Source organism: Pseudomonas sp. KCJK9016 (genome assembly GCF_046231795.1).
GTDB lineage: Bacteria > Pseudomonadota > Gammaproteobacteria > Pseudomonadales > Pseudomonadaceae > Aquipseudomonas > Aquipseudomonas bananamidigenes.
In genome coordinates this window covers 1-15,051 of record NZ_JBJJMM010000037.1, presented here as the reverse complement: position 1 = coordinate 15,051, position 15,051 = coordinate 1, and the positions used below count along the sequence as shown (strand labels likewise).

Annotated in this window: 12 protein-coding genes; 6 read left to right on the top strand and 6 right to left on the bottom strand. The window is 61.1% G+C overall.

The annotated features are described in order from the left end of the window. Positions 1 to 138: 138 nt before the first annotated feature. Positions 139 to 453 (bottom strand): 3-phosphoglycerate kinase, encoded by a 315-nt coding sequence (locus ACK6BI_RS25585; protein ID WP_409319280.1) that lies wholly within the window; start codon positions 451 to 453, stop codon positions 139 to 141. Positions 454 to 502: 49 nt separating this feature from the next. Here ACK6BI_RS25585 and ACK6BI_RS25580 point away from each other — a divergent pair, with 49 nt between their 5' ends. The 5 genes from ACK6BI_RS25580 to aqpZ all read left to right on the top strand — a co-directional run bounded on the left by ACK6BI_RS25580 (position 503) and on the right by aqpZ (position 5,611). Beyond that, positions 503 to 1,426, top strand: coding sequence for a LysR family transcriptional regulator (locus tag ACK6BI_RS25580; RefSeq protein WP_065258273.1), 924 nt, complete (start codon positions 503 to 505; stop codon positions 1,424 to 1,426). A 13-nt stretch (positions 1,427 to 1,439) separates the two neighbouring features. Next, positions 1,440 to 2,243 (top strand): alpha/beta fold hydrolase, encoded by an 804-nt coding sequence (locus ACK6BI_RS25575; protein ID WP_409319279.1) that lies wholly within the window; start codon positions 1,440 to 1,442, stop codon positions 2,241 to 2,243. 3 nt (positions 2,244 to 2,246) lie between these two features. Then, positions 2,247 to 2,810, top strand: a complete 564-nt coding sequence (locus ACK6BI_RS25570) for a peptidylprolyl isomerase (protein ID WP_065258271.1) — start codon at positions 2,247 to 2,249, stop codon at positions 2,808 to 2,810. An 88-nt stretch (positions 2,811 to 2,898) separates the two neighbouring features. Beyond that, positions 2,899 to 4,731 carry an ABC transporter ATP-binding protein gene (locus ACK6BI_RS25565; protein ID WP_409319278.1) on the top strand — a complete coding sequence of 611 codons (1,833 nt, stop codon included), beginning with the start codon at positions 2,899 to 2,901 and terminating at the stop codon, positions 4,729 to 4,731. 184 nt (positions 4,732 to 4,915) lie between these two features. After that, positions 4,916 to 5,611, top strand: coding sequence for an aquaporin Z (gene aqpZ, locus ACK6BI_RS25560; RefSeq protein WP_409319277.1), 696 nt, complete (start codon positions 4,916 to 4,918; stop codon positions 5,609 to 5,611). A 114-nt stretch (positions 5,612 to 5,725) separates the two neighbouring features. Here aqpZ and ACK6BI_RS25555 read toward each other — a convergent pair whose 3' ends face one another. Beyond that, positions 5,726 to 6,850 (bottom strand): GNAT family N-acetyltransferase, encoded by a 1,125-nt coding sequence (locus ACK6BI_RS25555; RefSeq protein WP_409319276.1) that lies wholly within the window; start codon positions 6,848 to 6,850, stop codon positions 5,726 to 5,728. Positions 6,851 to 7,130: 280 nt separating this feature from the next. Here ACK6BI_RS25555 and ACK6BI_RS25550 point away from each other — a divergent pair, with 280 nt between their 5' ends. Continuing rightward, positions 7,131 to 8,462 (top strand): putative porin, encoded by a 1,332-nt coding sequence (locus ACK6BI_RS25550; RefSeq protein WP_409319275.1) that lies wholly within the window; start codon positions 7,131 to 7,133, stop codon positions 8,460 to 8,462. A gap of 135 nt (positions 8,463 to 8,597) precedes the next feature. Here the strand turns inward: ACK6BI_RS25550 and ACK6BI_RS25545 are convergent, their stop codons facing one another. The 4 genes from ACK6BI_RS25545 to hrpA all read right to left on the bottom strand — a co-directional run bounded on the left by ACK6BI_RS25545 (position 8,598) and on the right by hrpA (position 14,847). Then, a complete protein-coding gene (locus ACK6BI_RS25545) occupies positions 8,598 to 8,834 on the bottom strand; it encodes an anti-sigma factor family protein (RefSeq protein ID WP_409319274.1) in 237 nt (78 codons plus the stop codon). Beyond that, positions 8,828 to 9,439, bottom strand: a complete 612-nt coding sequence (locus tag ACK6BI_RS25540; protein ID WP_409319273.1) for an RNA polymerase sigma factor — start codon at positions 9,437 to 9,439, stop codon at positions 8,828 to 8,830. The genes ACK6BI_RS25545 and ACK6BI_RS25540 overlap by 7 nt, the downstream gene beginning before the upstream one ends. A 137-nt stretch (positions 9,440 to 9,576) precedes the next feature. Continuing rightward, a complete protein-coding gene (locus tag ACK6BI_RS25535) occupies positions 9,577 to 10,698 on the bottom strand; it encodes a beta-ketoacyl-ACP synthase III (protein ID WP_409319272.1) in 1,122 nt (373 codons plus the stop codon). A 237-nt stretch (positions 10,699 to 10,935) separates the two neighbouring features. After that, entirely contained in the window at positions 10,936 to 14,847 is a 3,912-nt protein-coding gene (gene hrpA / locus ACK6BI_RS25530; protein WP_409319271.1) for an ATP-dependent RNA helicase HrpA, read from the bottom strand. Positions 14,848 to 15,051: the final 204 nt, after the last annotated feature.

Here is a 15,051-nt window from a genome sequence, read left to right as displayed (position 1 = left end):
GTAAGTCGATGGAGTGAAGGTTAAACAGGGTCGCATCGATGAAAAAGCGCAAATAATTGCTGCAAACCATCGAAATATTCGTTTAGATGCAGCTGAGCCCTTACAGGAGCGAGCAGGCTCGCTCCACAGGGACTGATGTTATTTCGGGTTGCAGTTCAGCTCGACGCGCAGCTTGATGATCTCGCGGGAGAACTTGGCGGTGGCATTGGTGTGTTTGCCGGCCGGTACTTCGATATTGCGGGTGCGCGGCGCTTCCGGACCATTGCTGAACACGACTTTGCAGACGGCGTCGACTTCGCCGTAGTTGGCGACCCGGATGGAGCCGATGTCTTTATCGGTATCGAAGGACTCGTAATCGATCTTCAGGCCATTGAGATTCTTCTGCACATCGATCGGATACGCAAACGCAGTCAGCGGCAGCAGCGCCAGAACCACACAACAGAATTTTTTCATTCGGCAGTCTCCATGGGGGACCGCCAGCTTAGGACAAGAGGAGCTATCGATGAAAGCCCCCCGCGTGACCCTCGATCAATGGCGAACGTTGCAGGCGGTGGTCGACCACGGCGGATTCGCCCAGGCCGCCGAAGCCCTGCACCGTTCGCAATCGTCGGTGAGCTACACCGTCGCCCGCATGCAGGATCAGCTCGGCGTACCGTTGTTGCGCATCGACGGACGTAAAGCCGTGCTCACTGAAGCCGGTGGCGTGCTGCTGCGCCGTTCGCGGCAACTGGTGAAACAGGCCAGCCAGCTGGAAGACCTCGCCCATCACATGGAGCAAGGCTGGGAAGCCGAAGTGCGGCTGGTGGTGGATGCCGCCTACCCCACCGCACGCCTGGTTCGTGCACTGACCGCGTTCATGCCGCAGAGCCGTGGTTGCCGCGTGCGTCTGCGTGAAGAAGTGCTGTCAGGTGTCGAAGAAGTGCTGCTCGAAGGTGTGGCCGATCTGGCGATCACCGGCCTGAGCATTCCCGGCTACCTCGGCGCGGAGCTGAGCGATGTGGAATTCGTCGCCGTCGCCCATCCCGAACATGCCTTGCATCGGCTGAACCGCGAGTTGAACTTCCAGGACCTGGAAACCCAGATGCAAGTGGTGATCCGCGACTCCGGCCGCCAGCAGCCGAGGGACGTCGGCTGGCTCGGCGCCGAACAGCGCTGGACCGTCGGCAGCCTCGCCACCGCCGCCAATTTCGTCTCCAGCGGACTGGGTTTTGCCTGGCTGCCACGGCACATGATCGAACGGGAATTGAAGGAAGGTCTGCTCAAGCTGCTACCGTTGGATCAGGGCGGCAGCCGCAATCCAAGTTTCTATCTGTACTCGAACAAGGACAAACCGCTGGGCCCGGCCTCGCAGATCCTCGTCGAACTACTGCGCACCTTCGACACCTTGCCGCTGGACGCACCGTTCGCCGCTCCCGAACAAGCCTGACACGGAGTCACCGATGGCGTATTTCGAACATGAAGGCTGCAACCTGCATTACGAGGAATATGGCCACGGCGAACCGTTGCTGCTGGTTCACGGGCTCGGCTCCAGCACGCTCGACTGGGAAATGCAGATTCCGGCGCTGGCCGCGCAATACCGGGTGATCGTCCCGGACATGCGCGGCCATGGCCGCTCCGACAAGCCTCGCGAGCGCTACAGCATCGCCGGGTTCAGCGCCGACATCGTCGCCCTGGTCGAGCACCTTGGCCTCGGCCCGGTGCATTACGTCGGGCTGTCCATGGGCGGCATGATCGGCTTCCAGTTCGCTGTCGATCAGCCGCAGATGCTCAAAAGCCTGACCATCGTCAACAGCGCGCCCGAGGTCAAGTTGCGCAGTCGCGACGACTATTGGCAGTGGTTCAAGCGCTGGAGCCTGATGCGTCTGGTGAGCCTGGCCACCATCGGCAAGGCCCTTGGCGCCAGACTGTTCCCCAGACCGGAGCAGGCCGATTTGCGACAGAAGATGGCCGAGCGCTGGGCAAAGAACGACAAACGTGCTTATCTCGCCAGCTTCGATGCGATTGTTGGCTGGGGGGTGCAGGAACGACTTTCCCGGGTCACCTGTCCAACGCTCGTCATCAGCGCCGACCGGGACTACACCCCCGTCGCGCTGAAAGAAACCTATGTCAGACTGCTGCCCGATGCTCGGCTGGTGGTGATCGCCGATTCGCGTCACGCCACCCCGCTCGATCAGCCCGAACGCTTCAATCAAACGCTGCTGGCATTTCTCGCCATAGCCGATATTCACCCTCAGGATCACTGAACCATGCTGAAAAAACTCGCCCTCGCCGCCGGCACCGTGCTGTTCGCCGCCAACCTGATGGCCGCCACACCGGAAAAGGCGCCACACGTCGAACTGGTGACCACCAACGGCACCATCGAAATCGAGCTGGACCCGGTCAAGGCGCCGATCAGCACCAAGAATTTTCTTTCGTACGTTGACAAGGGTTTCTATACCAACACGATCTTCCACCGTGTGATCCCTGGATTCATGGCTCAAGGCGGCGGTTTTACCCAGCAGATGGTGCAAAAACCTACTGACGCCCCGATCAAGAACGAAGCCGGCAACGGTCTGCACAACGTACGCGGCACCCTGTCGATGGCCCGTACTTCCGATCCGAACTCGGCTACCAGCCAGTTCTTCATCAACGTTGCCGACAACGCTTTCCTCGACCCGGGCCGCGACGCCGGTTACGCGGTGTTCGCCAAAGTGGTCAAGGGCATGGACGTGGTCGACATCATCGTCAACTCCCAGACCACCACCAAACAGGGCATGCAGAACGTGCCGGTCGATCCTGTGATCATCAAGTCGGCCAAGCGCATCGACTAAGCTTTACAGGGCGTATCGAGCGGCGATGGTTTCATGCCTCGCCGCTCACACTGATAAAAGGAGAGCCCGTACTCCGGGCGGTTATCTGATGCTCTATCGCCGTTTCGAACAACTGATCGACATATTCCGCGACGCACCTACGGCCTCTCCGCCGGATCGTGTTCTGCCCTTCTATACCTATTACCTCAAGCAGGTCTGGCCGAGTTTTGCCGCCCTGCTGATCGTCGGCCTGTTCGGTGCGCTGATCGAAGTGGCGCTGTTCAGCTACCTGAGCCGCATCATCGACCTTGCGCAAGGCACGCCGAACGTCGATTTCTTCAAGCAGCATGGCGCAGAACTGGTGTGGATGGCCGTGGTGGCCCTGTTGTTGCGACCGCTGTTTCTGGCCCTGCACGACATGCTGGTGCATCAGACCCTGAGCCCGAGCATGACCAGCCTGATCCGCTGGCAGAACCACAGCTACGTGCTCAAGCAGAGCCTCAATTTTTTCCAGAACGACTTCGCCGGGCGCATCGCCCAGCGCATCATGCAGACCGGCAACTCGCTGCGTGATTCCGCGGTGCAGGCGGTGGATGCGTTGTGGCACGTGCTGATCTATGCGATCAGCTCGCTGGTGCTCTTCGCCGAAGCCGACTGGCGCCTGATGATCCCGCTGTTGACGTGGATCGCCGCCTACATCGGCGCGCTCTATTACTTCGTGCCACGGGTCAAGGACCGCTCCGTCGCCGCTTCCGACGCGCGCTCGAAACTGATGGGCCGCATCGTCGACGGCTACACCAACATCGCCACCCTGAAGCTGTTCGCCCATACCAACTTCGAACAGCACTACGCCCGCGAGGCGATTCAGGAGCAGACCGAAAAAGCCCAGCTGGCAGGCCGCGTGGTCACCAGCATGGACGTGGCCATCACCACCATGAACGGTCTGCTGATCGTCGGCACCACGGGGCTGGCCCTTTGGCTCTGGACACAATCGCTGATCAGCGTCGGCGCCATCGCCCTGGCGACCGGTCTGGTGATCCGCATCGTCAACATGTCCGGCTGGATCATGTGGGTGGTCACCGGCATTTTCGAAAACATCGGCATGGTTCAGGACGGTCTGCAGACCATCTCGCAACCGGTCAGCGTCACTGATCAGGAACAAGCCAGACCGCTGGCCGTGTCCCGTGGCGAAGTGCGTTTCGAGCACGTGGATTTTCACTACGGCAAGAAGAAAGGCATCATCGGCGATCTCAACCTGACCATCAAACCCGGCGAGAAAATCGGCCTGATCGGCCCGTCCGGCGCCGGCAAGTCGACCCTGGTCAACCTGCTGTTGCGTCTGTATGACGTCGAAGGCGGGCGGATCCTGATCGACGGCCAGAACATTGCCGAAGTCGGCCAGGAAAGCCTGCGAGCGCGGATCGGCATGATCACCCAGGACACGTCGCTGCTGCACCGTTCGATCCGCGACAACTTGCTGTACGGCAAACCCGACGCCACCGACGCCGAACTCTGGGAGGCGGTGCGCAAGGCCCGGGCCGACGAGTTCATTCCGCTGCTGTCGGATGCCGAAGGACGCACCGGGTTCGACGCCCATGTCGGCGAGCGTGGCGTCAAGCTGTCCGGCGGCCAGCGCCAGCGGATCGCGATTGCCCGGGTGCTGCTCAAGGACGCGCCGATCCTGATCATGGACGAAGCGACCTCGGCGCTGGATTCGGAAGTCGAAGCGGCGATCCAGGAAAGTCTGGAAACCCTGATGCAGGGCAAGACCGTGATCGCCATCGCCCACCGTCTCTCGACCATTGCCCGCATGGACCGGCTGGTGGTACTGGAGAACGGCAGGATCGCCGAAAGCGGCAGCCATGCCGAACTGCTGGCCCATGGCGGTCTGTATGCGCGGTTGTGGGCGCACCAGACTGGAGGATTTGTCGGCATCGACTGATCTGCCGCAGACGAAAAAGCCGCCACAGCCCTTGAAACACGGGCCCTGGCGGCTTTTTCATGTCTGCTGGAAATCCGCACAATCCCTGCTGTAATCAGCAAAGGCTCTGGAAATGAACCTGTCGTAATTGCAAGGAAGCACAATTCGATACAGTCTCGATAGCGCGTCTATCAAGGACACTCTCATGTCTCTGTTAAAACGTTCAGCCACGGAGTTGTTGGGTACGTTCTGGCTGGTTCTGGGTGGCTGCGGCAGTGCGGTGATTGCCGCCTCATCACCTGTGGGTATCGGTGTGCTGGGGGTCGCCCTGGCGTTTGGTCTGACGGTGCTGACCATGGCGTTTGCCATCGGCCACATCAGCGGTTGTCATCTCAATCCGGCCGTGTCGCTCGGTCTGGTCGTCGGTGGACGGTTTCCGGCCAAAGAGTTGCCCGCCTATGTCATCGCCCAGGTGATCGGCGGGATTCTCGCAGCGGCTCTGCTGTACCACATCGCCAGCGGCAAGGAGGGTTTCGACATCGCCGCCGGCCTTGCCTCCAATGGCTATGGCGAGCACTCGCCAGGCAAATACTCGATGGCCTCCGGGTTCGTCACTGAACTGGTCATGACGGCGATGTTCGTGGTGATCATTCTCGGCGCCACCGACAAACGCGCCCCGGCGGGACTGGCACCGATCGCCATCGGCCTGGCCCTGACGCTGATCCACCTGATCTCGATTCCGGTGACCAACACCTCGGTCAACCCGGCCCGCAGCACGGGCCCGGCGCTGATGGTCGGCGGCTGGGCCATCGCGCAGTTGTGGATGTTCTGGGTCGCGCCGCTGCTGGGCGCGGTGGTGGGCGGTGTGGTCTATCGCTGGCTGGGCAAGGAAGAAACCTGAGAACCTCCGAGAACCCTGCGTGTAAGCGAGCCTGCTCGCGAAAGCAGAACATCAGTCAACACCTTGATTGCCTGAGTTACCGCATTCGCGAGCAGGCTCGCTCCCACAGGAAATCTATGCCTGACGGTAGGGCAGAGCCGTTTTCGCTTCTTCTGCGTAAGCCAGCACGCCGGCGCGCTCCTGTTCAAGGAAGTCTTTGACGGCGGCTTTCAGACCGGGATGGCGCAGGTAATGCCAGGAATGAGTGATCACCGGTTCAAAGCCGCGAATCAGTTTGTGTTCGCCTTGGGCACCAGCGTCGAAACGCTGGTAACCCCGGGCAATCGCGAAGTCCATACCCTGGTAGAAACAGGTTTCGAAATGCAGCCGATCGAACTCGGCAAGGCACCCCCAATAACGCCCGTAAAAGCTGTCGCCCCCCACCAGGCTGAACGCCATGGCCACGGGTCTTGAGCCCTGTCTGGCCAGCACGACGCGGATCGATTCCGGCATGCGCTCGGCCAGCAGACTGAAGAACTCTCGCGTCAGGTACGGCGCCTGCCGACGCACCGCATAGGTGTTGGCGTAGCACGCATAAACAAAATCCCACTGCGCCTCGTCCAGTTCCCGACCTTCCAGCCATTCGAATTCGAAACCCTGCCCCGCCACTTGCTCGCGCTCCTTGCGCATCTGCTTGCGCTTGCGTGAGCTGAGCACGTCGAGGAAATCCTGAAAGTCGCGATAACCGCGATTCTGCCAGTGGTACTGACAGCCGATGCGTTGCAGCCAGCCGGGCTGTTCGGCCATGGCGGCATTGGTAAAGGCATCGGTGAAGTTGATGTGGGCGCCAGAGAGTTCTTCGATTTCCAGGTAACCCGGCAGGCTCTTGAGCAGTTCGAATCCGTCCTCGACGCTCGCCGCCAACAGGCGCGGCCCGGTGACCGGGCTGAACGGCACCGCGGCCAGAAACTTGGGGTAGTAATCGATACCGGCGCGGGCGCAGGCATCGGCCCAGCCGTGATCGAACACATATTCGCCGTAGGAATGCCACTTGCGATAACCGGGCAGCGCCGCGATCAGACGGCCTTCTTCGACATGCAGCAGATGCTCCGGCCGCCAGCCCGTGTGCCGGCCGACACTGCCGCTGTCTTCCAGCGCGCAGAGGAAGGCATGGCGCAAAAACGGCTGGTTGTCCGGCACCCGTGCATCCCAGAGTGCCGGTTCGATCTCCGACAGTTTTTGCAGGCGCTGCAACGGCATTTTCCTCTCCACTTTTGGCCCTGAAAGCTTCGCGAGTATCGCCGATCGACCCCGTCTTGCCCACGTCCGATTGCGCGACAGCGCTCTGGATCAATAGTTCACGGCTGTTTGAGATCGTCATCAAGCTGCCATCACCGTGCCACTGCTCTGTCATAAACCATCGCGATACTGGCGCCTGTTTTTAGAGCGCCGGGTTCTACCCGGACACAGTTTTCCGACCTTCAAACCGTCGGTTGTGCCCAGGATGGTTAAGCCATCCCTCTCATCTTCGGAGATTGCTATGCGTCTTGCTTCCACGAAAACTGCGGCGGCCCTGTGCGGTGGCCTGTTGCTGGCCATGAGTGTTCCGGCCAGTGCCGCAGTCGACGCCAAACTGCTCGACATGCTCAAGGCTAACGGTTCCATCACCCAGGCGCAGTACGTAGAACTGCAAGCCGAACTGGCCCAGGATCAGAAGGCCCAGCAAATCGCGCAGCAGGCGCAGCAAGAGACCAACGAGCAAATCGCGGCAACCGCGAAGAAAACCAACGAACTGAGCAGCTTCGACCAGAAGCTGGCCTGGGCTGCCAAGACTCAGTTCAAGGGTGACGTGCGTTTCCGTCAGGAAACCGTGAAGAACGATGGCGTGCCGAACGCCAAGGACCAGGACCGTCAGCGCATTCGTGCCCGCCTGGGTGCCTACACCGAAATCAACCCGCAGGTCGACACCGGTATCCGTATCGCCACCGGCAGCAACGACGATGCCCGCTCCACCAACCAGGACCTGAACAACTACTTCGACAAGAAGCAGATCTGGCTCGACCTGGGCTACGTCGACTACCACCCTGACGCAGTCAAGAACCTGCACCTGATCGCCGGTAAGATGAACCAGCCATGGGTCAGCATGGGCGACATCATCTGGGACAGCGACATCAACCCGGAAGGCCTGGCTGTTACCTACAAGTACCCGTTGAACGGCAGCGCCGAACTGTTCGGCAGCGCCGGCCACTACACCCTCAAGGACAACGTCGACGGCGAAGGCGTGCAGTTCAAGCACGACTTGCGTCTGTATGCTGGCCAACTGGGCGGTCGCTTCGCACTGACCGACAGCCTGAAACTGACCCTGGGCGGCAGCATCTACTCCTACGACAACGACAAGGACAGTGCCTGCCCGACCAGCGGCACCGTCACCGCACCATGCGCCCTGGCCGTCAACGGCAACAGCCCGAACGAAACCTTCAAACTGTATGAGGGCTTCGGTCAGCTGGACATCGCCAACTTGCCGGTACCGCTGTCGATCTACGGTCAGTACGTGAACAACAACGACGCCAGCAACGACCAGGACACGGGCTGGCTGGCCGGTGTGAAGACCAAGGTCTACGGCTTCGGCATCGATTACAACTACCGCGACGTACAGCGTAACGCGGTGGTGGGCGCCTTCACCGACTCCGACTTCGCCAACGGTTACACCGGTTCGCGCGGCAGCAAGCTGAAAGTGAGCTACGAGCTGGACAAGAACTTCACCCTGGGTGCCACTTACTTCATGGCTAACTCGGACTACACCAACGCCAGCCTCAGGAAGACCGATTCCGACATCAATACCCTGCAACTGGATGCCGAAGCCAAGTTCTAAAACAGCAATGACAAGCGACAGGCTGCACGTGGGTGCCTCATTTGCAGCTTGACGCTGATTTTCTCCTACAGCCCGGTACAGCAGCAGCGATCCCCATCATCCGTTCGCTGCGGCTGGTCCGGGCTGTTTTTTTTGTCAGGACCGGTCTTTGCGCCGCTGCTGCGCCAGGCGCTCGGCCAAGGCATCCACACCGTCTTCGGGTTTCTCCGGCATGGCCTTCAAGGTCGCCTGCATCAACCGCATCTGGCGAATGAAACGCCGACAGTTACGGCAGAACATCAGGTGATGACGCACCATCAGTTTTTCGCGAAAGCTCAGCTGGCCGTCAAGATAATCGCTGGATCGTGCCACTTGCTCCTTGCAGGTCAACATTCGCCTGTCTCCTCAAAATGTTCCACGGTCGCGAAGACCTTCAAACGTGCCCGATGCAGCAGCACGCGGACATTGGAGAGCGAGATCTCCAGAAGATTACAGATGTCTTCCAGTTCAAGGCCCTGGCGCTCGCGCAACACCAGCACACTGCTTTGCAGTTCCGACAGGCTCAGCAGCGTGTGTTCCAGACATTCGCGCAACTCGTTTTCGGTGAGCAGCGCTTCGGGGGTGTCCTGATGCCAGGCGAACGGTGCCACCAGCCAGTGTCCGTCTCCCGGAGAAAAACGGTCATCGTCGATAGTGCCATGGGGCGACGGCAGATCATCCAGCAACACTTCGCGACGGTTCTGCCTGTAGCGGCCCTTGGCCGAATTGGCGGTGATGGTCAGCAGCCAGGTCTTGAGACTGGAGCGTCCCTCGAAGCTGCCGATATGGCGCACCACCGAAAGCCACGCGTCCTGCACCACTTCCTCGACATGACGCTGGCCGACAATCGCATACGCCACCGCGCGCATGGCGCTCTGGTAAGTCGTGACCAGTTCCTTGAAAGCCTTTTGCTCGCCGGCCAGCAGGCGTGCAAGCAATTGGGTGTCGTCAGCCACCATCCATCAATCCCCTTGTCCTGACTTCGAAAATGAAAACGGCAGGATCTCGCCTGCCGTCATCCCCGAAAACTACAGCGTCTGCGCTGATCCGGATGTAGGAAAAGTCAGCGCGGTTAAGAGGAAATTAACCTCCCACCTCAACGCTTGCGCAGAATCACGCTACCAATCGAATAACCGGCACCAAACGAACTCAGCACCGCCAGCGAACCGGCGGCCAGGTCGTCCTGATACTTGTGAAACGCAATCACGGAACCGGCGGAGCTGGTGTTGGCGTAGGTGTCGAGAATCACTGGAGCTTCTTCTTCGGTGGCTTCACGCCCCAGCAGCTTGCGCACGATGAGGTGGTTCATGCTCAGATTGGCCTGATGCAGCCAGAAGCGTTTCACGTCTGCGACGTTGAGTTTGTTCTCTTCCAGATGTTCGCCGATCAGCTCGGCCACCATCGGGCAGACATCCTTGAACACCTTGCGGCCTTCCTGCACGAACAGTTTGTCACGGGCACCGATGCCCTCTTCCGCTGCGCGGTTGAGGAAACCGAAGTTGTTGCGGATGTTGTTGGAGAACTTGGTCAGCAGCTTTGTGCTGACTACCTCGAACTGGTGTTTCGACGTCGCCGTATCGGCACGCTCGATGACAACAGCAGTCGCGGCGTCACCAAAGATGAAGTGGCTGTCACGGTCGCGGAAGTTCAGGTGACCGGTGCAGACTTCCGGGTTGACCATCAGGATCGCCCGGGCCTGGCCCAGTTGCACGGTGTTGGCGGCTTGCTGGATGCCGAAAGTGGCCGACGAACAGGCGACGTTCATGTCGAAACCGAAACCCTGGATGCCCAGTGCCTCCTGGACTTCGATGGCGATGGCCGGGTAGGCGCGCTGCAGGTTGGAGCAGGCGACGATCACGCCGTCGATGTCGGCGGCGGTCTTGCCGGCACGCTGCAAGGCTTGCTCGGCTGCGCCGATGGCCATCTGGCAGAGCACCGACCATTCATCGTTGGAACGCTCGGGCAGGCGTGGCGTCATGCGTGCAGGATCGAGGATGCCGTCCTTGTCCATGACAAAACGGCTCTTGATGCCGGAAGCTTTTTCGATGAACGCAGCGCTGGACTCGGTCAGGGCCTGGACTTCACCACTGGCGATAGCCTCGGCGTTGTCCGCGTTGAACTGCGCGACGTAGGTATTGAAAGACTGCACCAGCTCTTCGTTGGAGATGCTGTTGGCCGGGGTATACAGGCCGGTGCCGCTGATGACGACGTTATGCATGGTCGTTTCTCTAATCTGTTCAGGCAGAAAGTGCTGGCACCGACGTGCCAACACGCAAAGGGTTCATTCCCGATAAGGGACGCAAAAACCTGGCATCGCTTTATTCCGCTGCGCGACCCGGCGAAGGCTCTGGGTCGCGAAACCGGCGTTTATGGGGGCGAAGTTTGCCATAAACCCGAGGTTTTGGCCCCATTTCCGGGAGCTGTCACACATCCCTGTGGGAGCGTAACCCCTGGATCAGGCCTCGACCTGCGCCCACTGCTTGCCCAGCCGCTTGTCGGAGATCGGCACTTTCGTCCCCAACTGCTGGGCGAACAGCGAAACCCGGTACTCCTCCAGCCACCAGCGGTACAACTCCAGTTGCGGATCGCGCTTGCCTTCCTGGGCATGCTTGGCGGCGCGAGTCTGGTATTGCGTCCAGAGGCCGGCGAGTTCTCCGCTCCAGACCCGATCCTTCTGTACCTGTGCGCCCAGTTTCTCGAAACGCTGCTCGACCGCCTTCAGGTAACGCGGCAGCTCCTTGAGCCAGAGCATCGGCGTTTCCCGGACGAAGCCCGGATACACCAGATGACTGAGCTGCTGCTTGATGTCGTTAAGCGCCACCGCCTGCGCCAGATCGATCTTGCCCTTGAAGCGTTTTTGCAGGCCGTGCCAGAGCTTGAGGATTTCCAGGGTCAGGCGCGCCACCCGCTCGGCATGCTCGGTCCAGCTGCCGCGCTTGCGCTCGGCCAGTGCCGCGAGCCCGGCGCCGTCGCGAGGCAATGGGTCTTCACCCTCCAGGATGCAGCTGTCGAGGCTGGCCAGCAGAATGTCTTCCACCAATGCATCGATCCGACCCAGTTCGCGGTAGAGCAGACCCAGCTCGGTCAGTCTCGGCAACTTGCCGCGCAGGAATTTCGCAGGCTCGGCCAGTTGTTGCATCAACAGGCGCTGCAAGGCGCGGCGATGCTGGAACTCGGCTTCGGCCGGGGTCGAGAACCGCCCCTCCTTGACCGTGCAGCCCTCTTCCACCAGCGCCGGATACACCGTCATCGACAGCCCGGCGATCTTCTGCTGGGTCTTTTCCGCCACCGGCGCGAAGACCTTGGCCTCCACCGGCTGCTGACTCTTCGAACTTTGCGGTACGGCCAGTGCGGCCTGGCTGGCTTCGGCGAAACGTGCCGTCAGCTGCGCCAGGTCTCGCCCTTCGCCGAGGAACTTGCCTTGGCCGTCGACGATTTCCAGGTTCATCCGCAAATGGCTTTCGACCTGCTGCGCCGCTTCGGCCCAGGCTTCATCGCTGACCCGCGCACCGGTCATGCGCAGCAGTTCACGGCCCAGCGCCTGGGGCAACGAGCCTTCGGCGAAGGTCATGCGTTGCAGGGCAGCTTTGATGAAGTCCGGCACCGGCACGAAATTCTTTCGCAAGGCCTTGGGCAGGTTGCGCACCAGCGCGATGCACTTGGCCTCGATCAACCCCGGCACCAGCCATTCCAGGCGCTCCGGCGGCAGCATCGGCAACAGCGGCGCCGGTACGCGCAAGGTCACACCGTCCCGAGGGTGATTCGGCTCGAAGTGATAACTCAGGGCCAGTTCCAGATCGCCGATGCGCAGCGTGTCCGGGTAATGCTGCGCGGTGACTTCGCTGGCCTCCCGGGCCAGCACGTCTTCTTCGCGCATGATCAACAGCTGCGGGTTTTTCTGGCTGTTGATCCGATACCAGCTGTCGAATGTCGCGGTCTGATGGATCTCCGCGGGCAACCGCGCGTCGTAGAAGGCGAACAGGGTTTCCTCGTCGGCCAGAATGTCCCGGCGACGGGCCTTGGCTTCCAGTTCGTCGAGTTGTTCGAGCAACTGCTTGTTGGCGCTCAGGCATTTGGCCCGGGACTGAATCTCGCCCCGCACCAGGCCTTCGCGGATGAACAGCTCTCGCGAGACTACCGGATCCACCGGGCCGTAATGCACCGGGCGACGACCGACCACGATCAGGCCGAACAGGGTGATCTGTTCGAAGGCCACGACCTGGCCGCGCTTCTTCTCCCAGTGCGGTTCGAAGTGGTTCTTCTTGATCAGATGCCCGGCCAGCGGCTCGATCCAGTCGGCGTCGATCTTCGCCACCATCCGCGCGTAAAGCTTGGTGGTTTCCACCAGCTCGGCGGTCATCACCCACTGCGGGCGCTTTTTGCCGATGCCCGACGACGGGTGAATCCAGAAGCGCCGCTGACGGGCGCCGAGGTAGTCACCCTCCTCGGTTTTCTGGCCGATCTGGCTGAGCAGGCCGACCAGCACCGCTTTGTGCAGTTTCGGATAATCCGCCGGCTCTTTATTCAGGCTCAACTGCAAGTCGCGGCAGATCAGGCTCAATTGCCTGTGGGAATCGCGCCATTCGCGCAAGCGCAGGTAGTTGAGGAAATTCTTGCGGCACCAGTTGCGCAGCGGATTGGCGGTCAACGCCTGGCGCTGCTCTTCGAAGCCACGCCACAGATTGACCAGCGCCGCGAAGTCCGAATCGGCATCCTTCCACTGGGCGTGGGCCTGATCGGCGGCCTGCTGACGCTCCGGCGGACGCTCGCGCGGATCCTGAATCGACATGGCGCTGGCGACGATCAGCACTTCCTGCAAGCTGCCGAGTTTTGCCGCTTCCAGCAGCATGCGGCCCATGCGCGGGTCCACCGGAAGGCGCGCCAACTGGCGCCCCAGCGGGGTCAGCTGACTGTTGCGATCCACCGCCGAGAGTTCTTGCAGCAGGTTGAAACCGTCACTGATCGCCTTGCCGTCCGGCGGTTCGATGAACGGGAACGCGGTGATTTCGCCGAGGCGCAAATGCAGCATCTGCAGGATCACGGCAGCGAGGTTGGTGCGCAGGATTTCCGGATCGGTAAATTCCGGACGACCAAGGAAATCCTCTTCGCTGTACAAGCGCACACAGATGCCCGGCTCGACCCGGCCACAGCGGCCTTTACGCTGGTTGGCGCTGGCCTGGGAAATCGCTTCGATCGGCAGGCGCTGGACCTTGGCCCGGTAGCTGTAGCGACTGATGCGCGCCGTGCCGCTGTCGATCACGTAACGGATGCCCGGCACAGTCAGCGAGGTTTCGGCAACGTTGGTCGCCAGCACCACACGACGGCCCGGGTGGGACTGGAAAATCCGCTGCTGCTCGGCCGGCGTCAGTCGTGCGTACAACGGCAGGATTTCAGTGTGCTTGAGCTGGGCCTTGCGCAGCATGTCGGCGGCGTCACGAATCTCGCGTTCCCCCGGCAGAAACACCAGCACGTCGCCAGGACTGCGGCGCTCACTGCGTTCATACGCGGCGATTTCATCGAGGGTGGCGAGGATGGCCTGATCGACGGTCAGGTCGTCCTCGACGCGGTTGCCCTCTTCGTCCTGCTCCAGGGTCAGCGGGCGATACCAGGTTTCCACCGGGAAGGTTCGGCCGGACACCTCGACAATCGGCGCATCGTCGAAATGTTTCGAGAAACGCTCCAGATCGATGGTTGCCGAAGTGATGATGACTTTCAGGTCCGGGCGACGCGGCAGCAGGGTTTTCAGGTAACCGAGCAGGAAGTCGATGTTGAGGCTGCGTTCGTGGGCTTCGTCGACGATGATCGTGTCGTAGCGTTCGAGGTAGCGGTCGTTCTGGGTTTCCGCCAGCAGGATGCCGTCGGTCATCAGTTTGATCAGGGTGTTGGCATCGCTTTGATCTTCGAAGCGCACCTGATAACCGACCAGCGCGCCCAGCGGCGTGCCGAGTTCTTCGGCAACCCGACTGGCCACACTGCGCGCCGCAATCCGCCGCGGCTGGGTGTGACCGATCAGACCACGCTGGCCACGACCGATTTCCAGGCAGATTTTCGGCAACTGGGTAGTTTTACCCGAGCCGGTTTCGCCGGCGATGATCAGCACCTGGTGTTTTTCCAGGGCTTTCTTGATTTCGTCACGTTTGGCCGCGATCGGCAGGCTGTCGTCGTAACGGATCACCGGCAGGCTGGCCTTGCGCGCCAGCACCTGATCGCAGGAGGCCTGCATGCGAGCGACCCATTGGGCCAGTTTGGCCTCGTCGGGTTTCTTGCGCAGTTCTAGCAACTGCCGCCGCAGCCGATGGCGGTCGGCGAGCATGGCGTGATCGAGGTTTTTCAGCAGTTTGTCGATGGAGGGCGATTCGTCGGTCATCGGGTACGCAATTCGGTCGTCTAGTGGCGCAAGGACGCGATTGTGGCAGATTTGGCTTCTACTGTGGCGAGGGGGCGTGGTCCCCCCCCACTGCTGCGCAATACCCGCCCCGCCCCGCCGGGGGGGTCCCACCCGCTTTGTTGCTCCGCCGGTGGCAACGCCCCCCCCCCCGTGGGTTTCCTTCCCTGCGGACTCATTTACTTC

Coding starts and splice junctions, on each gene's coding strand:
- aqpZ (WP_409319277.1), top strand. CDS start 4,916: ATGTCTCTGTTAAAACGTTCAGCCACGGAGTTGTTGGGTACGTTCTGG.
- ACK6BI_RS25565 (WP_409319278.1), top strand. CDS start 2,899: ATGCTCTATCGCCGTTTCGAACAACTGATCGACATATTCCGCGACGCA.
- ACK6BI_RS25580 (WP_065258273.1), top strand. CDS start 503: ATGAAAGCCCCCCGCGTGACCCTCGATCAATGGCGAACGTTGCAGGCG.
- hrpA (WP_409319271.1), bottom strand. CDS start 14,847: ATGACCGACGAATCGCCCTCCATCGACAAACTGCTGAAAAACCTCGAT.
- ACK6BI_RS25535 (WP_409319272.1), bottom strand. CDS start 10,698: ATGCATAACGTCGTCATCAGCGGCACCGGCCTGTATACCCCGGCCAAC.
- ACK6BI_RS25545 (WP_409319274.1), bottom strand. CDS start 8,834: ATGTTGACCTGCAAGGAGCAAGTGGCACGATCCAGCGATTATCTTGAC.
- ACK6BI_RS25555 (WP_409319276.1), bottom strand. CDS start 6,850: ATGCCGTTGCAGCGCCTGCAAAAACTGTCGGAGATCGAACCGGCACTC.
- ACK6BI_RS25570 (WP_065258271.1), top strand. CDS start 2,247: ATGCTGAAAAAACTCGCCCTCGCCGCCGGCACCGTGCTGTTCGCCGCC.
- ACK6BI_RS25575 (WP_409319279.1), top strand. CDS start 1,440: ATGGCGTATTTCGAACATGAAGGCTGCAACCTGCATTACGAGGAATAT.
- ACK6BI_RS25585 (WP_409319280.1), bottom strand. CDS start 453: ATGAAAAAATTCTGTTGTGTGGTTCTGGCGCTGCTGCCGCTGACTGCG.
- ACK6BI_RS25540 (WP_409319273.1), bottom strand. CDS start 9,439: ATGGTGGCTGACGACACCCAATTGCTTGCACGCCTGCTGGCCGGCGAG.
- ACK6BI_RS25550 (WP_409319275.1), top strand. CDS start 7,131: ATGCGTCTTGCTTCCACGAAAACTGCGGCGGCCCTGTGCGGTGGCCTG.